This is a genomic window from Rathayibacter sp. AY1C6 (assembly GCF_002931535.1).
GTDB lineage: Bacteria > Actinomycetota > Actinomycetes > Actinomycetales > Microbacteriaceae > Rathayibacter.
Genome location: NZ_PSWC01000002.1, coordinates 135162 through 157999, shown reverse-complemented (window position 1 = coordinate 157999; position 22838 = coordinate 135162). Strand labels below are relative to the sequence as shown.

Below are 22838 nucleotides of genomic sequence, written 5' to 3'. Positions count from 1 at the left end.
CATGGGCGGGAGGTCCTACTTGCCGGGGACGAGCGCGGCGAGCGGGTTGTCGAACTCCTCGAACGGCTGGGGGAAGGCGCCGAGGGCCTGCTCCGCGGTCTCGGAGGTCACGAGCGCGGTGGGCGACTCGATCTCGGCGGGGATCTCCTCGCCGGCGCCGACGGCCTCGCACGCCTGCACGCCGAGCTGGCCGATCGCGAAGGGGTACTGGGCGACGGTGGCGGTGAGCCCGCCGTCCTTCACGGACTGCAGCGCGTCCTCGTTGCCGTCGACGCTGACCACCTGGACGGAGCCGGTGAGGCCCGCGTTCTCGACGGCCTTGACGATGCCGAGGCCCATGTCGTCGTTCGCGGCGAAGAACGCCTTCACGTCGGGGTTCGCGGCGAGGATGTCGGTCGCCTTGGTCAGCGCGACCTCGCGCTTCCAGTCGGCCGCGGCCTCCTGGACGACGGTGAGGTCGGAGCCGATCGCGGCGGTGAAGCCGTCGACGCGGGCGGCGCTGGTGACGTCTCCCGAGACTCCGCCGATGACGGCGACCTCGGAGCCGGCGGGCAGCTGCTGCAGGAGGAAGTCGCCGGCCTTGCCGCCCGCGGCCTCGTTGTCGGTGCCGATGTAGGTGGTGACGTCGAGGTTCGCGGCCTCGACCGCGTCGGGGTCGAGCGGGCTGTCGATGTTGACGATCGTCTTGCCGGTGGCGGAGGCGAGGGCCTGCACCAGGTTCGTGCCGCTGATCGGGTTGACGATCAGGCAGCCGAAGTCCTGGCCGGCGACCGTGGTGAGCTTGTCCGCCTGTCCGGTGGTGTCGCCGATGTCGGCGGCGGCCTGCACCGAGACGTCCACGGAGTCGTCCTTCGCGGTGTCCTCGATGCCGTTCTCCATCGCCTGGAAGAAGGGGTTGTCGAGGCCCTTGATGACCGCGGCGACCTTGGTCGATCCGGAGCCGCCGGCGGCCGTGTCGCCACCCGAGGCGCAGCCGGTGAGGAGGAGTGCGAGGGCGCCGACCGGTGCGAGAACCGGGAGGAGGCGGCGTGCTGTGCGGTTCATCGTCATCCTTGAGGATCAGTGGCACCACTGCGTGCCGGTGTGTGAAAACTACCGGCGCTTTCGCGTTACCGCAACACGAAAGTCGGGGAACTTCAGGTTTCCCGTCGGCAGGCATGTACGCTGACCGTGACAAGAGGGGGAGCGATGACGGGGTACTCCACCGGCGAGGCCGGTTCGCACGTGGCCGACGTCCTCGCGCTGTTCCGCGAGCAGGGCGAGGTCTCGCGCAACGCGGTGATGGAGCAGACGGGGCTCTCCCGCTCCACCGTCAACCAGCGCCTCGCGACCCTCGTGGATCTCGGCCTGATCGCCCCCACCACCGGCGGCGAGTCGACCGGCGGGCGCCCCTCGAGCATGTTCGCGATGAACCTCGTCGGCACGGTGTTCCTCACCGCCGACATCGGGGCGAGCGGGTTCGTCGCCGCCGCCTGCGACCTGCGCGGCACCCCCCTCCGGCACGAGAGCGGCGTCGTCGACGTCTGGGAGGGACCGGACGCCGTGCTCTCGCTGGTGATCGCCGCGTTCGAGCGGCTGCAGCAGGGCGACGCGGTCGCCGGCATCGGCGTCGGAGTCCCGGGGCCGGTCGAGTTCGCCGCCGGGCGCGTGCGCAACCCGCCGATCATGACCGGCTGGGACGACTTCGACATCGCCGGCTACTTCGCCGAGCCGCACGAGGGCGTGCAGGTCGTCATCGAGAACGACGCGAACGCCCGCGCCCTCGCCGAGTCGCGCCACCACGGCTCCGACAACCTGATCAGCCTGAAGCTCGGCACCGGCATCGGCTCGGGCCTCGTCTTCAACGGAGCGACGATCCGCGGAGCCGTCGGCGCGGCCGGCGACATCGGCCACACCCGCGCGGTCACGGGCACGGTCGACGCGGATCCGCTGCCCTGCCGCTGCGGCAACGCCGGCTGCGTGGAGGCGTATGCGAGCGGCTGGGCCCTCGTCCGCGACCTCTCGGCCGACGACCCCTCGATCAAGCACGTCGCCGACGTCACGGCCCGCGTGCTCCGCGGCGACATGCGCGCCACCCAGGCGGTGCGCCAGGCCGGCCGCGTCCTCGGCGAGGCGGTCGCCGACCTCGTCAACATCCTCAACCCGCGGACCATCGTGATCTCGGGCCAGCTCGGCGACTGCGGCGAGGTGCTGATGTCGGGCCTGCGCGAGCGCGTCTACCTGCGCACCCACCCGCTCGCCACGCGGCACCTGACCATCCACACATCGGACCTGGGCGAGCTGGCCGGCGTGATCGGCCTCGCCCTGACGACCGCCGACCAGGTCTTCAGCCGCGAGCGCTTCGACCGCGAGGCGAGCGCCGAGAGCCCCCGCGCGGCGGCCGCCGCGAGCTGAGCGGGAGCGCCCGGCAGCGGCGGGACCGGCGTGAGCGACCCCCTCCGCCCCGCGCACTGTTACGCCCGGCGACGAAGGGTTACGCCGGGCGACGCGGGCCGGGACGGGCGGGCCCGCGGTGCTCCATCATCGTGTCCGGGACGACGCGGAGAGGCCGCGGCCGCCCGACCCGTCCGAAGGAACGCGATGATCCGGCTCGAGCAGCTCAGCAAGTCGTACGGTCCGGCGACCGTGCTCGACCGCCTCGACTTCTCGGTCGCGACCGGCGAGATCTTCGCCGTCGTCGGCCCGAGCGGTGCGGGCAAGAGCACGCTCGCCGCCTGCGTGAACCTCCTGGAACGGCCCACCTCGGGCACGGTCGTCGTCAACGGGGAGGCGCTCTCGCAGCTCTCGGAGGAGCGGCTGCGCGTCGCCCGCCGCCGCATCGGCACCGTCTTCCAGTCCGACGGACTCTTCAGCCGCCGCACGGCCGAGCAGAACGTGGCCCTGCCGTTGGAGTACCTCGGCGTCACCGCCGCCGAGACGAAGCACCGCGTCGCGGAGCTGCTCGAGCGCGTCGGCCTCTCGGACCGCGCCCGCTACTACCCGCACCAGCTCTCCGGTGGTCAGCGCCAGCGCGTCGGCATCGCCCGCGCGCTCGCCCTCCGCCCCTCGGTGCTGCTCTCGGACGAGGCCACCTCGGGCCTCGACCCCGCCTCGACCACCGCGATCACCACGCTCCTGAAGGAGCTGCGCGACGACCTGGGCCTCTCGATCCTCTTCATCACCCACGAGATGGAGACGGTGCGCCAGGTGGCCGACTCCGTCGCCCGCCTCGACCACGGCCGCATCGTGGAGTCGGGGCGCCTCGTCGACCTGCTGCGCGACCCCGCGTCCCCGCTCGGCCTCGCCCTCAACCCGGTGCGCCCCTCCGTCGCGCCCGGCCCGGGTCTGGGCGAATGGGTGGTGGGCTACTCCCGCTCCGGAGTGCCGACCGACTGGGTCACCCGGCTCGCGGAGGCGGTCGGCCCCGTCTCGCTGCTCGGCGCGGCGATCGAGACGGTGGACGGGCAGGCGGTCGGCCACGCGACGATCGGGCTCGGCCCGGTCGACGAGGCGCGGCTCACCCGTGCGGCGGCCGAGCTCGGCCTGTCGGTCCGGCCCGCCGGCGTGCGCGTCCTCGCCGAGGAGGTGGCGGCATGATCCTCCACCTCGACAACAAGGTCCCGCTCGAGCAGATCCCCGCGCTGGTGCTGCCGGCGCTCGGCGAGACGCTGATCATGGTCGGCATCGTCATGGCGATCGTGGTGCTGGTCGGCGTGCCGCTGGGCGCTCTCGTGCACAACCTCGCTCCGGGCGGGCTGGCCGAGAACCGGGCCGCCCACCAGGTGCTCAGCGCCGTCATCAGCGTCGGCCGCTCGCTGCCGTTCCTCATCCTGATGGCGTCGATCATGCCGTTCACGCGCCTGATCACCGGCACCAACATCGGGATCGCGGCCGCCGTCGTGCCGATGTCGATCGCGGGGATCGCCTTCTTCACCCGGATCGTCGAGAACGCGCTGCGCAGCGTGCCGCTCTCGCTCACCCGCGTCGCCCGCGCCTCCGGAGCGTCGCGGCTGCAGGTGGTGCGGACCGCCCAGCTGAGCGAGGCGGTGCCGCAGATCATCGGCGGCCTGACGATCAACACGATCGCGATGATCGAGTACTCGGCGATCGCCGGCACGATCGGCGCCGGCGGCATCGGCTACGTCGCGGTGACCTACGGCTACCAGCGCTTCGACACCACCGTCATGCTCGCCACCATCGTGATCCTGGTCGCCACCGTCGCGACCGTGCAGCTCACCGGCGACGCCCTCGTCCGCGCGACCACGCCCGGCGCCTCCCGCTCGCGGCGAGCGCCCCGGGTCGCGGCCGCCGTCTAGAACCACTCCTCCTCCTGCGCCCTCGGGCGTCCCTCGCGCGCGCCCGCGCGCCCCCTCTTCGAAAGGCATCGCCATGTCCACTCCCGACGACCTCGGATTCGATCTCAAGAAGAAGCGCCGCTGGCCCTGGATCGCCGGAGCGGCCGTCGTCGTCGTCGGCGTCGCCTCCGCGATCGCCGTCCCGCTCCTCTCCCCCGCCGTCTCGGCCAACGAGCAGGAGGGCGCGACGCTCTACGTCGCGACCGCCGAGGGCAACGCCTCCGAGCAGGCCCTGGTCGACTTCGTCGCGGAGGAGGTGGCGCCGCGCTACGGCATCACCGTCGCCTTCAAGGGGCTCTCGGACAGCAACACCATCAACCGCGCGGTGAGCGAGGGCGAGGTCGCGGCCACGGTGTACCAGCACAAGCTCTGGCTGGGACAGGTGCTCGAGGCCAACCCCGACTTCGAGGAGGAGGCGGCCACCCCCGTCTTCCGCTGGGGCTTCGGGCTCTGGAGCGACAAGTACTCCGACGTCTCCCAGATCCCCGACGGCGGCACGGTCTCGCTCTACTCCGACCCCGCCAACGAGGCGCAGGGCCTCTGGCTGCTGCAGAACGCCGGCCTGATCACGCTGAAGCCGGGCACGGAGCCGGGCACCGCGACCCAGGACGACATCGCCGAGAACCCGAAGAACCTGCAGTTCACGCTGCTCGACTTCGCCGCCCAGTCGCGCGCGCTGCCGGACCTCGACGCGGCCGTCGGCTACACCGAGTACTACCTCGCCGCCGGCATCCCGATCGAGCAGCAGATCTTCGCCCCGCAGGCCCCCGACGACTTCGCCGGGCAGCTCACCATCGGCTCGAAGTACCGCGACACCGAGAACGTGAAGAAGCTCGTCCAGGCCTTCCAGGACCCGGCCGTGCAGGAGTTCCTCGCCACGGACGAGACGGTGAAGGGGATCCTGCTGCCGATCGACGGCTGAACAGGGCCGGAGCGACGGGGTCGCCTGAGGAGTCGCGCGCGGCTTCTCGGGCGACTCGGCGTCTGCGGACGTAGCGTGGGCTCATGAACACGTTCACTCTCCACAACGGTGTCGAGATCCCCGCCCTCGGACTCGGCGTCTTCCAGACTCCGCCCGACGAGACCCGCGCCGCCGTCGCCGCCGCGCTCGACGCGGGGTACCGGCACATCGACACGGCGGCGGCCTACGGCAACGAGCGCGAGGTGGGCGAGGCGATCGCCGGCCGCGACGACGTCTTCCTCGAGACGAAGGTGTGGATCAGCGACTACGGCTACGACGAGACGCTGCACGCCTTCGACAAGAGCACGGGCAAGCTCGGCGTCGAGCGGATCGACCTGCTGATCCTGCACCAGGCCCTGCCCGAGGCCTTCGACCGCACCCTCGACGCCTATCGGGCGCTCGAGCGGCTGCTCGCCGACGGGAGGGTGCGGGCGATCGGCGTAAGCAACTTCATGGTCGAGCACCTCACCCGCCTGCTCGCCGAGACCGACGTCGTCCCCGCGGTGAACCAGCTCGAGGTGCACCCGTACTTCCAGCAGCGGCGGGTCGAGCGCTTCGGCTGCGAGAACGACATCCTCACCCAGGCCTGGTCGCCGATCGGCGGCATCACCGCCTACCGCGACTCCCCGCGCCGCAGCTTCGACGACCCGGTGCTCCTCGAGCTCGGCGCCAAGTACGGGAAGACGGCCGCGCAGGTGATGCTCCGCTGGCACCTGCAGGAGGGCCGCCAGGTCATCCCGAAGTCGACCCGCCCCGAGCGCATCGCCGAGAACATCGACGTGTTCGACTTCGCGCTCTCCGGCTCGGAGCTCGCAAGGATCGACGCCCTCGAGGCCGGCGTGCGCGGCGGACCGGAGCCCGAGGCCGTGACGCTGGAGGCGTACGGCCGCGACATCCCCGAGGCGTGAGGAAGGCGCCCGCGACGGGAACACCGGAGCCGTCGCGGGCGTTGCCCTCACCATGAGCGTTCCCCTCTCCATCCTCGACCTCGCCCCCATCGCCCCCGGTGAGACCGCTCGCGACAGCTTCGCCGCCTCCGTCGCCCTGGCCCAGGAGGCCGAGCGGAACGGCTACCGCCGCGTCTGGTACGCCGAGCACCACAACATGGCGAGCATCGCCTCCAGCGCGACCTCGGTGCTCATCGCGCATGTCGCCTCGCAGACCTCCACGATCCGCCTCGGCTCCGGCGGCGTCATGCTGCCGAACCACTCCCCGCTCACCATCGCCGAGCAGTTCGGCACCCTCGAGACGCTGCACCCGGGCCGGATCGACCTCGGACTCGGCCGCGCCCCCGGCAGCGACCAGGCGACCTTCCGCGCGCTCCGCCGCGACCCCGACTCCTCCGAGCGCTTCCCGCAGGACGTGCTGGAGCTGCAGGCGTTCCTCGCCGGCGAGTCCCGCATCCCCGGAGTGAGCGCGACGCCGGGCGCCGGCACCCGCGTCCCCCTCTACATCCTCGGCTCCTCGCTCTTCGGCGCGCAGCTCGCGGCCGCTCTGGGCCTGCCGTACGCGTTCGCCTCGCACTTCGCTCCGGACGCGCTGCACCAGGCCGTCGCGGAGTACCGCCGCGGCTTCCGCCCCTCCGAGCAGCTCGACGCGCCCTACGTGATCGCCGGGATGAACGCCATCGCCTCCGACACCGAGGAGGACGCGCAGGAGCAGTTCGCGCAGATGAAGCGCGCCCGCCTGATGATGCTGCTGCGCCAGAGCGGACAGATCCCCGTCGGCCAGACCTTCGACGATGAGGAGCTCGACGCCCTGCTCAGCGCCCCGATCGGCGCCCACGTCGCGAGCATGACCACCTACACCGGTGTCGGCACCGGCGACCAGGTGGCCGACTACACCGCCGACTTCGCCCGCTCCGCCGACGCCGACGAGGTCATCGTCGCTCACGCGTCGCTGCAGACGGAGGCGCGCCTGCGCTCGGTCGCGCTCCTCGCGCAGTCGAACGCGCGCGTCGCCGCCTGACGGGCGGTCGAGTCCGTCGACGCCGCCGCACGGGCCCCGTGCGGCGACCGGGGCCGCGCATCGGCGGGCGTGCGGCGCGCATCGGCGGACTCCTGTGAAAGTGAGCCTCTAACGGGGGCCACCTCACAGGGAGTAACCCCGGGAGGAGCGCGTCCGCGGTGCCAGGCTGAGCCCTGTGTCGACGATGACGGGCAAGCGGCGTGAGCCCGGGGACAGCCCTGCGCGGTCAGCGGCCCTGCTGCTGCGGGTCTGCGCGGGCGACCGGACCGCCTTCCGGCAGCTCTACTCGCTCACCGCGGGCCGGGTCGTCTCCGTCGCGGACGCCGTGCTCGACGACCGCGCCGCAGCCGAGGAGGTCGCGCAGGAGGTCTACCTCGAGCTCTGGCGCACCGCGCGCTCGCTCGACCCGGGCCGTCCCGTGCTCGCCTTCCTGGCCCAGGTCGCGCACCGCCGGGCCGTGGACCGCGCCCGTGCGGACCGGTCGGCGCGGCGCCGGGAGCTGCAGTACACGGTCCTCGACCGGCCGCGCGATCACGAGTGGGAGCGCTCGGACGTCCGGCTGGCCCTGGCGCCCGCGGCCGGCGCGATCCGGCAGCTCGCCGCCATCCACCACGACGTCCTCTACCTCGCCTACGTCCGCGGGTACAGCCACTCCGAGATCGCGGAGGAGCTGTCGATCCCGCTCGGCACCGTCAAGACCCGGCTGCGCGACACCCTCATCCGCCTGCACACCCACCTGCAGTCCGCCGGCCCGGCGGACCCGGACGGCGGACCGGGACGGCGCATCCGGCACTGACCGGTGGCGCGGACGCCTCTGCGCCACCGGGGTCGCACGCTTCAGGACCGTGTCCGGCCCGCTCAGCCCGCCTGCGTCCCGCCCGAGACCGCGAGCCCGACGATCACCGTCAGCACCGTCGTCCACAGCGCGATCGCGACGCCCTGCCAGAGCAGGATCCGCCCGCGGCCGACTCCGGCGCCCGCCAGCATCACCGCGGTGAAGTGCGTCGGGAGCAGCAGCGGCCCCAGCAGGCTCACGCCCGGGACGCCGTAGCGGGTGAAGGCCCGCTGGAACTTCTCGCGCCGCGGAGTCGTCCGCTTCGCCTCCGAGCGGCCCGTGATCGCCGAGCGCACGCCGGTGCCCAGCAGCACGAGCAGCGCCACGCAGACGAAGTTGCCGATCGCCCCGGCGAGCCCGGCGACAACCGGGTGGATGCCGCCGATGATCCCGATGCTCGCCGCTCCCTCGCCCTCGATGAAGGGGACGGCCCCGGCCGCGGCGACGACGAGGGGCTGCACGAGCTCGGGAACGCGGCCGATCAGGTCCTGGAATCCGAGGATCGCGTCGCTGATGATCGTCATGGTCGTGCCTTCCGGTTCGTGGCCCCGGCTCTCGGGACTCCTCCATCCGACCGTGTCCGGGAGCGCCGCGGCAGTGCCGCCGGGTCACCGCGTCCCGGGAGGATCGACGGCCCGAGGGGTGACAAGTGTCATGGTCGTAGCCTGGGCCGCATGGTGAACACGACCGAGGCGGATCCGCCCGTGCGCGCAGGCCGCGGCGTCGCCGTGACCTGGTGGTACACGCTCGCGTCGGCCGCCTCCTTCGTGGTGATCGTCCTGGCCGTCTGGTCCGTGGCGGTGCTGAGCGCCGAGGCCGAGGAGTGGCGGAAGGGCGCCTACTTCCTGGGTGCGGCCGCCTGGGTCGCGGTGTTCTCGCCGACCGCGCTCGCGTACCGGCGCGCCGACCGCGAGGGCCCGGTGCGCCTCCGGGCTGCGCCGACCCTGGTCTTCTGCCTCGGAGTGGCGGCCGCGGCGCTCACCGGCACGGCCGCCGGGAGCCTCGCGCTCGGGCTCTCGCTCGCCGCGACCCTGGTCGCCGTGCTGCCCTGGTCGCCGTGCTGCCCTGGCAGAGCGGGGTGCGGCTCCGGGTGATGGTGCTCTGCACGATCGTCCTCGCGGTCGCGGCGGTGCTCGAGCAGACGCGAGCGGCGCCGGACGCGTCGGCCGCGCTCTCGACCCTCCTGCTTTTCGCGACGCTGCTGCCCCTGACGGTCGTCAGCGCGCTGTGGTGGTGGGACATCGTCCGCGAGCTCGACCGGGCGCGCGCCGCCGAGGGCCGGCTCGCCGCCGCCCAGGAGCGCCTGCTGCTCGCCGGCGACGTGCACGACCTCCAGGGCCACCACCTCCAGGTCATCGCGCTGCAGCTCGAGCTCGCGGAGCGCCTCCTCGGCAGCGACCCGGAGGCCGCTCTCGAGCAGCTGCGCGCCGCCCAGCGCTCGGTCGACGGCGCCCGCACCGGCACCCGCGAGCTCGCCACGCGCTTCCGCAGCGTCCCGCTCGCCGACGAGCTGGCCAACGCCGCCGACCTGCTCCGCTCGGCCGGGCTCCGCGTCGAGCTCGAGGTCGACCCGGCGGCGGCTCACGCGCCGGCCGAGACGCTCGGGCCGGTGGTCCGCGAGACGACGACGAACATCCTCAAGCACCGCGGCGGCTCCAGCGCGCGGCTGCGGCTCGCGCGGGAGCAGGACGAGTGGCGGTTCGAGGCGGTGAACGACCTGGCACCGCACGCGGAGGAGGCGGACGGGACCGGCTCGGGCGTCCTCGGCATGGCGGAGCGGGTCGAGCGGGCAGGGGGGACGCTGCGCGCCGCGGCGGTCCGCCGCTCCTTCGAGCTGGACGCGCGCCTGCCGGTGGGGAGCGACTCGTGATCCGGGTGCTGATCGCCGACGACGAGGACATGATCCGCACGGCGCTGGCCGCGCTCCTCCGCCTCGAGGAGGACCTCGAGATCGTGGGCGAGTGCCGCGACGGCGAGCAGGCGGTCGCGGAGGCGCTGCGCCTGCAGCCCGACGTGTGCCTGTTCGACGTCGAGATGCCCGGGCTCGACGGGATCGAGGCGGCGGAGCGGCTGCGCCGGGTCTCCGCGACGCGGGTCGTGGTCGTCACCCGGCACGCGCGGCCGGGGGTCCTGCGGCGAGCGCTCGGAGCGGGCGTCAGCGGCTTCCTGCCGAAGTCGCGCCGGATCGAGGACGTCGCCGAGATGATCCGCCAGGTCGCGAGCGGACGCCGCTACGTCGATCCGGAGATCGCCGCCGACGCCCTGGCGAGCACGCGCAGCCCGCTGACCGACCGCGAGCTCGACGTGCTCAGCGCCGGCTCCCGCGGCGAGACGATCGGCGAGATCGGCGCGGCGCTGCACCTCTCCTCCGGCACCGTCCGCAACCACGTCTCGTCGATCCTGCGCAAGCTCGACGTCGACACCCGCCAGCGCGCGGTGATCGAGGCCCGCGAGCGCGGCTGGATCTGAGCGCACGGCGCCGCAACGGCAGCCACTACGCAGGCGTCGTCGCACTCACACACGAGTGCGACGACTTCTGCGTTCTCGCGAGCGCCGCCGGGTCAGGCCGTCGGCGTCCAGATCCGCATCGTCGACGGTCCGCGGTTCGCCCAGCGGTGGTACGGCCGGAACTCTGCCTCGAAGCGGCGCCCCTCCTCCATCGGCACGGAGCCGTAGGGCCAACCGGGAGCCGCCTCGCGCGCCACGAGGGACACGCGCGCTCCCTCCGCCGTCACGACGGGCGGCACCGAGGCGTCGACCGCGATGTGCTCGGTGTCCAGGCCCTCGGGCAGGTCGAGCGACTCGATCGCCAGCACGAACGGCCCGCGCTCGAGGGCGACCTGGCCGCGCACCGCGTCGATCCGGGGGTGCGGGGCGACGAAGCGGGCCGACATCGGCAGCGAGAGCCGCACGGTGTCGCCGGCGGAGAACGCCCGGCGGACGGTGACGGTCGGCGTCGAGACCGGCTCGCCGTCGAGCAGCGCCGAGCCCCGCGCGAACGGCGGCACCCGCAGCGTCAGCGCGAACTCCGCGTCCTCGAGGATCCGCACGACGATCTCGCCGTCTGCCGGGTACTCCGTCTCGACGCGCAGCGCGACGCCTCCGGTGCGCACCTCGTACGCGCCGTACTGGTGAAGCTGCACCCCGTCGTCGGTGGCGGTCGCGAAGCCGAGCTCGACGCTCGCGAGGGTGCGGGCGGTGTTGGTCGGGCAGCACGAGACCCAGAACCACGGCGCGCGGAGGCTGGACTGCGCGCGGTCGGTCTCGCGCGACTCGTCCGGCGCCACTCCGTCGACGCGCTGCTGCAGCGTGTTCGTGTAGAAGAAGGCGCGGCCGTCGTCGCGGGTGGCGGGGAGCACCGCGTTCAGCAGCGTCCGCTCCATCAGGTCCGCGTAGCGGTGCTCGTTCGAGCCGAGCAGGAGCCGCCAGCTGAGCATCGTGGAGCCGATCGCCGCGCAGGTCTCGGCATAGGCGCGATCCGGCGGCAGCTCGTAGTCGGCGCCGAACGCCTCGTCCTGGTGGTGCGAGCCCATCCCTCCGGTGACGTAGGTGCGCCGCTCGACGGTCGCCTCCCACTGGCGGCGGACCGCCTCCTCCAGCTCGGCGTCGCCGGTCTCGACCGCGACATCGAGAGCCCCGGAGGCGAGGTAGAGGGCCCGCACCGCGTGGCCGCGCAGCACCTCCGCGTCGCGCACGGGCACGTCGTCCTGGAAGTACTCGGCGCCGAACGCGATCGGCTTCAGCGTCCCCATCCCGCGCCGCTCCACGAAGAGGCGGGCCAGCTCGAGGTAGCGCTCCTCCCCCGTCGCCCGCGCCAGCTCGGCGAGCGCCGGCTCGATCTCGGGGTGGCCGCACACGGCGACCCTCCCCTCGGGCCCGAACTCGCGGTGCACGTGGTCGGCGAGGCGCCGGGCGACCTGCGGCAGGAGGTCGTCGTGCCCGGTGCGGAGCCGCGCCACGGCGGCCTGGATCAGGTGCCCGAAGCTGTACAGCTCGTGGCCCCACTCCAGGTCGGAGTAGCGCGCACGTTGGCCGGCCCGGCCGAAGCTCGTGTGCAGGTAGCCGTCCGGGTCCTGGGCGGAGGCGACCCGCGAGACGAGGTCGTCGTACCGCTCCTGCAGCCCGGCGTCGTCGCTCCGGCCGAGCTCCCAGGCCATGCCCTCGAGGAGCTTGTAGACCTCGGAGTCCACGAACTCGATGCCCGCGTGCGCGTCGCCGCCCTCGGCGGACGAGATCGAGCCGTCGGCCGCACGGTCGAAGTTGCCGGCCCAGCCGACGCGCTCGATCCACGAGCGGCAGTGCTCGATGACGGCGGAGGAGTTGAGGTCCTGGTAGTGCTTCCAGAAGCCGCCGGTGAGGCGGATCTCGTCCTGGCGCAGCGGCCGGAGCGCGCTCCGCGAGGGGGCGACCGGGCCGCCGAGGGCGGTGGCGGTGGGGGCGGTGAGGGTCACGGTGTCTCCTTGGAGGGACGGGTCAGTCCTTGACGGCGCCGGCGGTGACTCCCGCCGAGACGTACCGCTGGGCGACGACGAGGAGGACGGCGGCCGGGAGCGAGGCGACCACGGCGGTCGCCATGATCGAGTTCCACTCCTGGTTGTTGTTGCCGATGTACTTGTAGATGCCGAGGGTGATCGGCTGGAGCTTCCCGCCGCTGTCGAGCGTCGAGGCGAAGATGAAGTCCGACCAGGCCCAGAGGAACGCGAACAGCGAGACGGTGACCACGGAGTTGCGGCTGATCGGCATGATCACCGAGGTGAAGGTGCGCCAGGCGCTCGCTCCGTCCATCCGCGCCGCCTGGGTGAGCTCGTCGGGGATCCCCGACATGAAGGCCGTGAAGATCAGCACGCCGAACGGCACCGCGATGGTGGAGTCGGCCACGATCAGGCCCGGGATCGAGTTGAGCAGTCCCAGGTTGAGGTAGATGGCGTAGAAGCCCATCGCCATGATGATCGCCGGGATCATCTGCGCGATCAGCAGCACGAACGAGAGGGCCTGCCCGCCGCGGGGCCGCAGCTTCGCCAGCGAGTAGGCGGCGGGAGCGGCGATCGCCACGGTCAGCAGCACCGTGCCGAGGCCGACGACGAGGCTGGTGCCCAGGTAGGGCAGCTGCTCGCTCAGCACCGCCTGGTAGCCGGTGAACGTGGGCGAGAACGGGAACCAGTCCGGCGGATCCTTCCGCATCGAGCCGGTCGGAGTGAGGGAGACGTTGATCATCCAGTAGACGGGGAACAGCATGACCGCCGTGAGGGCGATCCCGACCACCGTCAGGTACCAGGGGCGTCGGGCGGTCACGAGTCGGCCTGCTTCCGCTGGACGCGGATGTACACGAGGCCGAAGACGAGGGCCAGGATGATCAGCAGGTTGCCGACGGCCGCGGCCGGTCCGAAGTCGGGCAGCATCGAGCCGAAGCCGAGCTGGTACGTCCAGGTGGCGAGAGTGGTCGAGGAGTCGGCGGGGCCGCCCTTCGTCATGATCCAGATGATGTCGAACACCTTCAGCGTGTAGACGAGGCCGAGCAGGATCGTGATCGCCGACACCGGGCGCAGCAGCGGCAGCGTGATCCGCCAGAACTGCTGGGCGCCGGTCGCGCCGTCGAGCGAGGCCGCTTCGTAGAGGTCCTGCGAGATGTTCTGCAGGCCGGAGTAGAGGATCACCAGGTTGAACGGGATGCCGATCCAGATGTTCGCGATCAGGACCGCGATCAGCGAGGTGGTCGGCGAGGTGAGCCAGTTGATCTGGCCGATCCCGAACGACTCCAGGAACGCGTTCACGATGCCGGAGTCGCTGTTGAGCATCCACGACCAGGTCGAGGCCGAGACGATCAGCGGCAGGAGCCACGGCACCAGGAACAGCGCCCGGAGCGTGCTCGCCAGGGGGAAGCGGCGGTAGAAGAACACGGCGAGCGCCAGCCCCAGCGTGAACTGGAAGAGGAGCGAGACGCCGGTGAAGACCGCCGTGTGCAGCAGCGCCGGGCCGAAGGTCGCGTCCTGGAACACCTGGACGTAGTTGTCGAACCAGACGAAGGGCGCGTTCCCCTGCACGAACGAGCGGACCGTGTAGTCCTTCAGGCTCAGCTCGAGGTTGCGGTAGAGCGGGAACGCGTAGAAGACGAGCAGGTAGGCGACGAGCGGGGCGAGGAACGCCCACGCGACCAGGCGGCCGCCTTCGGGTCGCCAGCGGCGCCGACGGCTCTCGGCGGCCGGGGCGGGCGGGGCCGGCGGCTCGGTGCCGCGCCGCAGAAGGCGGGCGGTCTCGGTGGCAGTGGTCATGGTCTCTCCCGTCCCCCCGGCCGGTGCGCGGAGCACCGGCCGGGGGGACCTCGTTCGGGGAGCGGGAGCCCCCGGTCGTCCTACTTCGTGGCGGATTCGGCGGCCGACTGGGCGGCCTTCAGGGCGTCCTCGGGAGACTGCGAGCCGCTGAGCACGGTCTGCACCGCGCCCCACAGCTGCTCCGAGATCTTCGGGTACTTCGTGCCGAGGTCGTCCGAGGTGCGGCCCTTCGCGGCCTGCACGGCGGTGACCCACGGCTCGAGGTCGGCGTTGCCGGCGACCTGCTCCTGCTGCGCCTCGGCCGTCGGCGCGATGTACGAGAGCGTGTTGTCGGTCGTGACCAGGCTCTCCGTCGAGGTCAGGCACTCGGCGATCTGCTTCGAGGTCTCGTAGCGCGCCGTATCCGACTGCACCGGGAGGGTGAGGAACTCGCCTCCGGTCGGTGCGGGGGCCGCTCCGCCGTCCTTCGACGGGATGGTCAGGACGCCGTAGTCGATGCCCGAGGCCTTCGCGTTGGCCAGCTGCCAGGTGCCGTTCTCGCCGAACGCGTACTCGCCGGTCTCGAACTCCTGCCAGCTCGTGGTCTGCGTGTTGCCGATCACGGAGTTGGGCGCGTAGCCCTTCTCGAGCCAGTCGCTCCAGAGCGAGACGGCGTCGACCGCGGCGGGCGAGTCGAGGTCGGTCAGCTCGGCGCCGGAGCCCCAGAACCACGGCAGGAACTGGAAGGTCCCCTCCTCCGTGCCGATGCCGGAGAACGTGATGCCCTTGCCGCCGGAGGCGGTGACCTTCTCGAGCGCGTCGGTCAGCCCGGCCCAGTCGGTGATGGAGGCGGCGTCCACGCCGGCCTTCTCGAGCACGGCCTTGTTGTAGTACAGCGCGAGCGTGTTGGCGCCGATCGGCACGCCGAAGGTGTCGCTGCCGGTCTGGCCGGCCGCGAGGATGTTCGCGTCGATCCCGTCGGTGGAGAGCCCGGACTCGGCGGTCGTGGTCAGGATGCCCGACTCCGCGAGCGTCGAGACCACGGGGTTGTCGACGAGCAGGAGGTCGGGCGAGTTGCCCTGCTGGCCGGCGAGCAGCGCCTTGTTGGTCAGGTCGGTGGTGTCGTAGCCGGTGCGCTCGACGGTGACGCCGGCCTCGGTCCCGCAGGAGTCGATGAGCTTCGCCCAGTCGGACGACTCGTCGAACTGGGGGTACGGGTCCCAGAACGTGTAGCTGCCTCCCGCGGCGGAGCCGGAGTCTCCCCCGGAGCCGCTCGCGCAGCCGGTCAGTGCGGCGGCGGCCGTCCCCAGCAGGACGGCGGCGGCGAGGCCCCGAGCGTGCTTCCTCGTCTTCACGGATGATCCCTTCGTCGTTGACGGATTCCTCGGCAGTCGTCCCGATCGTCTACGCCGGGCCGAAACTACTTTCTGTCGGGTAAACCTAGGCAGGGGCGGTCAGCGCGTCAAGAGATGCGACCTTTTCGGTCTTTTCGGTTTTTCGCCGGAGTCGTGCGAGGATCGACGCGGCGGCCCGCCGGGCCCGGAACGGAGGCGCGGTGCCACCACGCAAGCCCACCGGCACCATCACGCTCACCGACGTGGCGGCCGCCGCCGGCGTCTCGATCGCCACCGCCTCCAAGGCGCTCAACGGCCGCGACCAGGTGCGCGCCGAGACCCGCCAGCGCGTGCTGGACGCCGCCGAGGCCCTCTCCTTCACCCCGAACCCGTTCGCGCAGGCCCTCAACTCCCGGCGCACGGGCACCATCGGGATGCTCACCAACGATCTCGACAACCGCTTCGTGCTCCCCGTGCTGCTCGGCGCCGAGGACGCGTTCGGCGCAGGATCGACGTCGGTGCTCCTCTGCGACGCCCGCGGCGACTCGATCCGCGAGCAGCACCACATCAAGAACCTGCTCGCCAAGCGCGTCGACGGGATCGTGGTGCTCGGCCGGACGACGAACCCGCGCCCTTCGATCACCCGCACCATCCCGGTGCCGGTCGTCTACGCCTATGCGCCCTCGGAGGATCCGCGCGACTCCTCCTTCACGCCCGACAACGTGCAGGCCGGCGTCCTCGCCGCCCGCCACCTGATCGAGCGCGGACGGACGAGGATCGCCCTCGTCAACGGCGAGCCGAGCTACACCGCCGCGCACGACCGCGCCCGGGGCGTCGAGCAGGCGCTGACGGAGGCGGGGCTGCCGCTGGTCGGCGGCGGCGTCCTCTTCGGGCAGTGGTCCGAGAGCTGGGGGCGTCAGTGCGCCGAGACGCTGCTGCGGGCGCATCCGGACCTCGACGCGATCATCTGCGCGAGCGACCAGATCGCCCGCGGCACGCTCGACTACCTGCGCGAGACCGGCCGGCGGGTGCCGCAGGACGTGGCCGTCGTCGGCTTCGACAACTGGGACCTCCTCGTCGAGGCCGCCCGCCCGCCGCTCTCGAGCATCGACATGATGCTCGACACGCTCGGCCGCGCCGCCGCGGAGGAGCTCTCGAACGCGATCCACGGACGTCCGACCGCGGGCGTGCAGGCCATGCCCGTCCGCTTCGTGCCGCGGGAGTCCTCCGGCTGACGCCCCCGCCCTCCGCGAGAACGCGGAGGACACCGCATGCTCAGCGGTGTCCCGACGCTCGGAGCGGCGTCTCGACGCACGAGCGGGCCTGCGCGCATCGGCGAGGACACCCGAGAGACGGGCGGAGCGCGATCGAGGGCGCAGACGTGCGCCGGACCCCTCGGGAGTCCGGCGCACGGCCTGGCGGTGATCAGCTTCCGGTGATCAGCCGGGATCAGCTGCCGGTGTGCTCACCGCGGCGTCGGAGGGTGAGGAGCATCAGACCGCCGCCGACCAGGGCGAGCAGGCCCAGCACTCCGGCGGTCGCCGTCGCTGCGGCGTCCACTCCGGTCGAGGCGAGAGCCGGACCGCGGGGACCGTTCGACCCGGACACGGGAACGACCGCGGCGTGGGAGGGCGCCGGTCGCGGCGCTGTGGTCGCGGTCGGAGTCGGCGAGGCCGTGGACGTCGCGGTCGGCGTGGTGGTGGGAGTCGCCGTCGGAGCCACGGTCGGCGTCACCGTCGGCGTGGTCATCGGCGTGACCGTCGGGGCCACGGTGGGCGCGATCGTCGGCGTCACCGTCGGAGTAATGGTGGGGGTCACCGTCGGGGTGACGGTGGGAGTCACGGTCGGCGTGACAGTGGGCGTGACCGTCGGAGCCACGGTGGGCACGACGGTCGGCGTCACGGTCGGCGTCACTGTCGGAGTCACGGTCGGCGTGACGGTGGGGGTCACCGTCGGAGTCACGGTCGGCGTCACGGTCGGCGTGATGGTCGGGGTCACCGTCGGAGTGACCGTGGGCGTCACCGTCGGAGTGACCGTGGGCGTCACGGTCGGCGTGACTGTCGGGGTCACGGTCGGCGTCACGGTCGGCGTGACCGTCGGCGTCACGGTCGGCGTGATCGTCGGCGTCACGGTCGGCGTGATGGTCGGAGTCGCCGTCGGCGACGATCCGCCGTCGGAGGGCTCGCAGCCCGGCTCGGTGAAGTCGTTGGAGTCGAGCGTGACCGCTCCCGTGCGGGCCAGTGCGCGGCCCTCGACGGAGACGCCCGTCGTCACCGTGATCGAGGCCGAGGCGAGCACGGAGCCCACGAAGTCCGAGTCGGTGCCGAGCGTCGCGGAGCTGCCGATCTGCCAGTAGACGTTGCAGGCCTACGCTCCGTTGATCAGGGCCACCGTGCTCGACGAGGCCGTCGTCAGCGTCGACGCGGCGCGGATCACGAAGACCGCCTCGTTGACGCCCTCGGCGTCGAGCGTGAGCGTCCCCGTCACTCCGACCGGTCCGGCCGCGGTGTAGACCCCGGGCTTCAGCGTCCTGCCGCCGATCTCGGCGTCGATCTGCGCGGTCGTCGCCTGCGAGGCGAGCTGTCCGTAGGCGGTGCCCACGTCGGCCTGGGCCTGAGCCGCCTCCGCGTCTCCGCGGTGGATCACTCCGTCCGTCCGTCCGGGCGGGAACCCGGTGACGGCGGTCAGCGGGCTGACCCCGACGCTCTGGTCCAGGACGCTCGACCCCGTGTTCGTCACGGTCGACGCGGCCAGGACCGAGTAGTCCTCCGCCGTGCCGAGGTCGGGAGCAGTGGCCGCGTGCGCCGAGACGCCGGCGAAGAGCGCGGCGCCGACGACGGCGAGGACGACACCCGTCCCGATCGCCCCTCTTCTGCGGTTCTGCCGATGACGGCGGAGCGAGGTACGAGAGGACACGTGCGGCAATGAGGCCAGCGATCTGCCCACGTCAGCGTGAGCTCAATAACCCGAGGTGGGAGGCTCGAACCGTGGGTCGCGCTCCTCGCCCGCGTCTACGCCGCGACCCTGACGGGGGGCAGGATCCGCCGACGGCGTCCCCCGACCCGGGACATGCCCGCCACCGGAGTCTTCGCGCCGGTGACGGCGGACCCGGCCGGCGGAGCGGATCAGCGGTGACGCCCGCGGCACCCGAACCGGTCGGAGTGCTGTGCGTCCCGGGAGCCCTCAGCCGAGAGCCGCCACCCGCTCGATCACGCCCTCGCCCAGCCGGGCGACGTACCCCTCCGGATCCGGCCCGGCCGGCGCCAGCTGCACGTGGTCGATCCCCAGCGCCGCGTACTCCTCCATCGCGCGGACGAAGCCGTCGGGGTCGCCGATCGGATCGCCGCCCCCGGTGATGGTCTTCGTGATCGTCGCGTAGTCGCGCCCGAGGTCGTCGCAGTGCCGCTTCAGCACGTCGAGCTTGTGCGCCACGTCGTCCGCGCCGGTGCCGAACAGGTTGCAGGCGTCGCCGTACTGCGCGACCAGCCGCAGCGTCTTCCTCTCTCCGCCGCCGCCGATGAGGATGGGCGGGCCGGGCTGCTGGATCGGCGCCGGGTGGTTCAGCGTCTCGGCGAGCCGGTAGTGCGTCCCCTCGAACGGCCCGTCGTCGTCGCTCCACATCTGACGGCAGATCCGCAGCGTCTCCTCCAGCCGCTCGAACCGCTCCTTCAGCGGCGGGTACGGCACGCCGAGCCCGAGGTGCTCGCGCTCGTACCAGGCGGCCCCGATGCCGAGCATCGCGCGCCCGCCGGAGAGCACGTCGAGGGTGGTGACGATCTTCGCGAGCAGTCCCGGATGGCGGTACGTCACGCCGGTGACGAGGAGCCCCAGCCGCATCCGCTCCGTCCGGCCGGCGACGAAGCCGAGCGAGGTGTAGCCCTCGAGCATCGGATCCTCGCTCGTCGCGAAGTGCTCCATCTGGAAGTAGTGGTCCATCAGCGTGAACCACGCGCAGCCGACGTCCTCGGCCGTCCGCGCGGTCGCTCCGAGGATCGGCGCGATCCCCGCGCTCCCGCCTGGAAGGGTGAAGTCCATGAAGTGAATGCCGAGCTGCACGCGCGTCTCCTGTCGTCCCGGGATGTCCAGGAGCCAGTGTGCGCCGAGCCACCGCTCAACACGCCGACGCGTCCGCTTCTGAGCGGCGTCTCATCGGTTCCGCGCCGTCTCGGCCGATCGCACCCGCCGAGGGGCGGCCGCCCTCACTCGCAGACGCGGAAGCGGTTCCGATCGAACCCGACGACGTCGCCGACGGCGAGCTGGCGCCCGCGGCGCAGATCCACTTCGCCGTTGACGGTCACCATCCCCTCGGCGACCGCCTCCTTGGCCTCGCCGCCCGAGAGGATCCCCGCGAACTTGAGGAACTGGCCCAGACGGATCGACCCGCCGCCCAGCGGGACGTCGACGGGCTCGGGGACGGCAGCGGCGCCCTTCACGTCTGTGAACGCGCCCGCGAAATGTCGCCGCAGGCCCCCTGGATCAGCGGGTTTCCCACGTAAGTGTCGCCGCAGTTTCCAGCACAACGTGTCGCTCCGAACATGCCCGCGTGATTCCGCGGATCTGAGGCCTCGATGGGGTCATTCGGTGGCCCCTCGCCGCGCAGGAAGTGCCCGGCGGCCATACGAGGTCGGGTTGGCACAGACTTCGGGTTCAGTCTCCACGAAGCCTTCCTCGGCGTCGCGGTCGGCGTCGGAGCTGCCGCCCTGCGCGGCCTGCTCGAACGGGCTGGCTGCCGGAACAGCCGCAACAAGCGAGGCGTCAGGGCGATGTCGGTGCGGCTGTTTCGCATGCATGCCTGCGGGCGAAGCACTAGAGGGTGTTCTTCGTGGTCGCCAGGTACTCCGGCGTGGCGAGCGCTTGCATGGAGAACCAATGTGTCGCCTCGAGGCTCGCCTCCAGGTGTCGCCAACCGTTCGAGACGAACGAGCTCGTCTGCGCGCCGGTGAACATATAGACGACGGCTCGAGCGGCAGTCGGGATATCGACCTCGGCGCGAAGATTGCCTTCAGCTCGTGCCTGTTCGAGAAACAACGCTATCGCGTCGAGCCAGACTGGATCCGGCAACTTCGCAACGCCGGGGAATTCAGATGAGGCTTGTGCGACGAGACGCAGGCCTGCTTGCGCCGTTGGATCGTGCTGCACTGCTCTCGCGAGGGACCGGGACAGCGTGAGCAGTGAAGCGAGGCCGTCGTCGCCCGACTCCAGAATCGAATCCCGGAGGAGGATGAAGCCCTGGTCCTGGCGGCGGATGATCTCCTCCGCCACCTCGATCTTGCCCCTGCGGAAATGAAAGTAGAAACCACCCTGCGTGACGGATGCTGCTTCTAGGATATCGGCGACGCGAGCGGTCGAGTAGTGCAGGCGCGCAAACACCTTCGCCCCACCGAGAATAATCGCCTCTCGTGTGGCGATCCCGCGTTCCTGTTGTGCCACGCGCACCTCCGACTGATCCCAAAGCCACTCTATCGGCCCATGGTTCAGCGTCTCTGCCGTCTGGTCCCCGTTCGGGAGGGTTCACGCTGAGTAGCCGAACGCCGCGCTGGCGCTCGCACCGTGCTCGGATGTCGAGACCAACCTCACGTCGCGGAGGGTTCGGCCGCCGATGACGACCTCGGCGTTCCTGCGCACGGACGTGCGAGCGGAGAATCGAGCCTGGCCGCCGGACGGAGCGGGCGTCCGAGAGACGGAGGCGCGCCTGAGCCAGAGGTTCGGTACAGCGGAGCGGCTGGTGTCATTGACGGCGTAGATGAGGACTTGCGCCAACTGACCGAACATGACGAGTTCATCGACGGCGTCAAGGCGGGGCGGGGCGGCTGAGTACCCTGCCTGGGATGATGTGACGGAATGGGACGTCTCGAGGTGTCCATCGACGAGGTCCACGCGATCGACGTGGGACGACATCTGGTTCGAGTCGCCTGCTGCCGCATGGGTGAGGCCGGGTGCCGCCTCGGCTGCGCCCGGTCGGGCTCGGCTCGGGGCGCACTCCAAGTCGACGTCCAGTCCGCCGATACAAGCCCGCAATGACTTGGTGCTGACGAGCGGTCCGCCGTGATCGGTCGTGATGCCGATGGGGACAGAGCCCACATCAGTTGTCGCCACACGTCCGGCGACGACTGAGAACCCTGTGACATCGAACGGCCCTTCCCACCAAGCGCCGCGATTCGTGTTCTCACACAAGCTGATGGTCTTCAGCGCCAGGCTGATCGCATCGATAGAACTGAGATGCACCTCGCGGGGATCTCCTGCCGCGTCCAGCGACCAGCGGCGCGGATAGACCGCCTGCTTAACCGCCGAAAGTCGGATCCTGTCACCGTCGACGTGTTCGGCCACCTGGCTGACGGTATGCCTGATGTGTCGATGACCCGAACCGAAGTATCGGCCGGACTCCTTGCCGAGTATCTCCTTTAATGGCCGCCCATCAAAGTGGTGCATCTCGTCCCTTCGGATCTTCTGATCGGTCTGGTGATATGTGCACGCCTGGAAGGTGTCTCGCCGGATTCGATCCCAGGATCTCGAGCGGCGTCATGCACCCGGACCGTGCCTCGGCTGCGAGGGCTGCCGGTACTTCCAGGTAGATCGCAGCCGCAAAGGCTGTTCCAGACCCAGCAGTCAGAACGAACGATGCACGATCGCCGGCGCTGCCTTCCACGGTGACTCGGAGACGAGGCTTGATGATGGTGCTCGCGGTCGACGTGAGCATCCGAGGCCGCGTTCGCCGATGTGATGGAAGCCTGAGAGGGCGAACTCCGTGCAGCGAAGACAGCACTCGCAGGAGCGGGAGTAGCAGGAGGAGCTGGCCGCGAGGCAACCCGAGCTCGGCGAACACCTGGATGTCGGTCGCCGCCGTCGTCCTCCGCAGAGCGAACAGGTCGCCGGTGTGCAGTGTCAGGTGAGAGCTCGTCTCAGAGGTCTCAACTGCTCTTCCAACTCTCAGCCTGACCAGCGTCCCGGACCGGAAGCGCCAGCTTCCTGAAGCGAGAACTGCCTGCGACGAAGCTGTGACGCCTGGTGACTTCGAAGTCCTGCCACTCGCGAGGCTCGTCAGGCTGACCTTCTGCGGCTGGTCTATCGTTCGGAGCGCATGCTCGGCGAGCACTTCGGCCAGATACGTGCCGAACCCCGCGCCGGTTACCACGGCGATGCCGCATTCTCGCCAGTGGG

22 protein-coding genes and 1 pseudogene are annotated in these 22838 nt (G+C 71.5%); 12 read left to right on the top strand and 11 right to left on the bottom strand.

The genetic code is table 11. The features are described 5' to 3' along the window. Window positions 1-15: 15 nt before the first annotated feature. Window positions 16-1044 carry a substrate-binding domain-containing protein gene (locus C5D36_RS02350; RefSeq protein ID WP_104257780.1) on the bottom strand — a complete coding sequence of 343 codons (1029 nt, stop codon included), beginning with the start codon at window positions 1042-1044 and terminating at the stop codon, window positions 16-18. A 144-nt stretch (window positions 1045-1188) separates the two neighbouring features. Between C5D36_RS02350 and C5D36_RS02345 the strand changes: the two genes are divergently transcribed. The 7 genes from C5D36_RS02345 (at window position 1189) to C5D36_RS02315 (ending at window position 8059) form a co-directional block, all read left to right on the top strand. Then, a complete protein-coding gene (locus tag C5D36_RS02345; RefSeq protein ID WP_104291933.1) occupies window positions 1189-2394 on the top strand; it encodes an ROK family transcriptional regulator in 1206 nt (401 codons plus the stop codon). A gap of 186 nt (window positions 2395-2580) precedes the next feature. Next, the gene (locus C5D36_RS02340) at window positions 2581-3576 is read left to right on the top strand and encodes a methionine ABC transporter ATP-binding protein (RefSeq protein ID WP_104262564.1); all 996 of its coding nucleotides are present in this window, start codon (window positions 2581-2583) and stop codon (window positions 3574-3576) included. Further along, the gene (locus C5D36_RS02335) at window positions 3573-4295 is read left to right on the top strand and encodes a methionine ABC transporter permease (protein ID WP_104222708.1); all 723 of its coding nucleotides are present in this window, start codon (window positions 3573-3575) and stop codon (window positions 4293-4295) included. Before C5D36_RS02340 ends, C5D36_RS02335 begins: the two co-directional genes overlap by 4 nt. Window positions 4296-4368: 73 nt before the next feature. Beyond that, complete coding sequence (locus C5D36_RS02330) at window positions 4369-5256, top strand: MetQ/NlpA family ABC transporter substrate-binding protein (protein WP_104225807.1); 888 nt, start codon at window positions 4369-4371, stop codon at window positions 5254-5256. A gap of 83 nt (window positions 5257-5339) precedes the next feature. Then, entirely contained in the window at window positions 5340-6203 is an 864-nt protein-coding gene (locus tag C5D36_RS02325) for an aldo/keto reductase (protein ID WP_104295095.1), read from the top strand. Between the two features lie 52 nt (window positions 6204-6255). Further along, on the top strand, window positions 6256-7263 hold the full coding sequence (locus tag C5D36_RS02320; RefSeq protein ID WP_104237741.1) for an LLM class flavin-dependent oxidoreductase: 1008 nt from the start codon (window positions 6256-6258) through the stop codon (window positions 7261-7263). A 184-nt stretch (window positions 7264-7447) separates the two neighbouring features. Next, window positions 7448-8059 (top strand): sigma-70 family RNA polymerase sigma factor, encoded by a 612-nt coding sequence (locus tag C5D36_RS02315; RefSeq protein WP_244229683.1) that lies wholly within the window; start codon window positions 7448-7450, stop codon window positions 8057-8059. A 62-nt stretch (window positions 8060-8121) separates the two neighbouring features. Here the strand turns inward: C5D36_RS02315 and C5D36_RS02310 are convergent, their stop codons facing one another. Then, a complete protein-coding gene (locus C5D36_RS02310; protein ID WP_104295094.1) occupies window positions 8122-8622 on the bottom strand; it encodes a small multidrug efflux protein in 501 nt (166 codons plus the stop codon). A gap of 150 nt (window positions 8623-8772) precedes the next feature. Here C5D36_RS02310 and C5D36_RS02305 point away from each other — a divergent pair, with 150 nt between their 5' ends. From C5D36_RS02305 to C5D36_RS02295, 3 genes are read left to right on the top strand one after another with little or no spacing between them, the layout of a single operon-like run. Beyond that, window positions 8773-9192 carry a hypothetical protein gene (locus C5D36_RS02305; RefSeq protein ID WP_104295093.1) on the top strand — a complete coding sequence of 140 codons (420 nt, stop codon included), beginning with the start codon at window positions 8773-8775 and terminating at the stop codon, window positions 9190-9192. After that, window positions 9156-9968 carry a sensor histidine kinase gene (locus C5D36_RS02300; RefSeq protein WP_104295092.1) on the top strand — a complete coding sequence of 271 codons (813 nt, stop codon included), beginning with the start codon at window positions 9156-9158 and terminating at the stop codon, window positions 9966-9968. The genes C5D36_RS02305 and C5D36_RS02300 overlap by 37 nt, the downstream gene beginning before the upstream one ends. Then, window positions 9965-10567, top strand: a complete 603-nt coding sequence (locus tag C5D36_RS02295; protein ID WP_104295091.1) for a response regulator transcription factor — start codon at window positions 9965-9967, stop codon at window positions 10565-10567. The genes C5D36_RS02300 and C5D36_RS02295 overlap by 4 nt, the downstream gene beginning before the upstream one ends. A gap of 92 nt (window positions 10568-10659) precedes the next feature. Here C5D36_RS02295 and C5D36_RS02290 read toward each other — a convergent pair whose 3' ends face one another. From C5D36_RS02290 to C5D36_RS02275, 4 genes are all read right to left on the bottom strand, one after another. Further along, complete coding sequence (locus C5D36_RS02290) at window positions 10660-12549, bottom strand: glycoside hydrolase family 127 protein (RefSeq protein WP_104295090.1); 1890 nt, start codon at window positions 12547-12549, stop codon at window positions 10660-10662. A 22-nt stretch (window positions 12550-12571) separates the two neighbouring features. Next, entirely contained in the window at window positions 12572-13390 is an 819-nt protein-coding gene (locus C5D36_RS02285) for a carbohydrate ABC transporter permease (protein WP_104222699.1), read from the bottom strand. Next, window positions 13387-14367, bottom strand: a complete 981-nt coding sequence (locus C5D36_RS02280; RefSeq protein WP_104225802.1) for a carbohydrate ABC transporter permease — start codon at window positions 14365-14367, stop codon at window positions 13387-13389. The genes C5D36_RS02285 and C5D36_RS02280 overlap by 4 nt, the downstream gene beginning before the upstream one ends. Window positions 14368-14447: 80 nt before the next feature. Continuing rightward, on the bottom strand, window positions 14448-15701 hold the full coding sequence (locus C5D36_RS02275; RefSeq protein WP_104291937.1) for an extracellular solute-binding protein: 1254 nt from the start codon (window positions 15699-15701) through the stop codon (window positions 14448-14450). Window positions 15702-15901: 200 nt separating this feature from the next. On the opposite strand from C5D36_RS02275, the gene C5D36_RS02270 reads away from it, so the two are divergent. Both C5D36_RS02270 and C5D36_RS17075 read left to right on the top strand, forming a co-directional pair. Then, window positions 15902-16915, top strand: coding sequence for a LacI family DNA-binding transcriptional regulator (locus C5D36_RS02270; protein ID WP_104291938.1), 1014 nt, complete (start codon window positions 15902-15904; stop codon window positions 16913-16915). A gap of 413 nt (window positions 16916-17328) precedes the next feature. Next, entirely contained in the window at window positions 17329-18036 is a 708-nt protein-coding gene (locus C5D36_RS17075) for a hypothetical protein (RefSeq protein ID WP_258062850.1), read from the top strand. Here C5D36_RS17075 and C5D36_RS02260 read toward each other — a convergent pair. The 5 genes and pseudogenes from C5D36_RS02260 to C5D36_RS16495 all read right to left on the bottom strand — a co-directional run. Continuing rightward, a pseudogene (locus C5D36_RS02260) lies at window positions 17940-18419 on the bottom strand (ice-binding family protein); the annotation flags it as partial. The gene C5D36_RS17075 and the pseudogene C5D36_RS02260 sit on opposite strands and share 97 nt — an antisense overlap. Window positions 18420-18863: 444 nt before the next feature. Continuing rightward, a complete protein-coding gene (locus C5D36_RS02255; protein ID WP_181068329.1) occupies window positions 18864-19736 on the bottom strand; it encodes an LLM class F420-dependent oxidoreductase in 873 nt (290 codons plus the stop codon). Between the two features lie 143 nt (window positions 19737-19879). Continuing rightward, window positions 19880-20113, bottom strand: a complete 234-nt coding sequence (locus tag C5D36_RS02250; protein ID WP_104222694.1) for an RNA-binding S4 domain-containing protein — start codon at window positions 20111-20113, stop codon at window positions 19880-19882. A 373-nt stretch (window positions 20114-20486) separates the two neighbouring features. Continuing rightward, window positions 20487-21110: a TetR family transcriptional regulator gene (locus tag C5D36_RS02245; protein WP_104257791.1), complete on the bottom strand. Its 624-nt coding sequence runs from the start codon at window positions 21108-21110 to the stop codon at window positions 20487-20489. An 81-nt stretch (window positions 21111-21191) separates the two neighbouring features. Next, a complete protein-coding gene (locus C5D36_RS16495) occupies window positions 21192-22109 on the bottom strand; it encodes an AvrD family protein (RefSeq protein WP_146078445.1) in 918 nt (305 codons plus the stop codon). Window positions 22110-22838 lie beyond the last annotated feature (729 nt).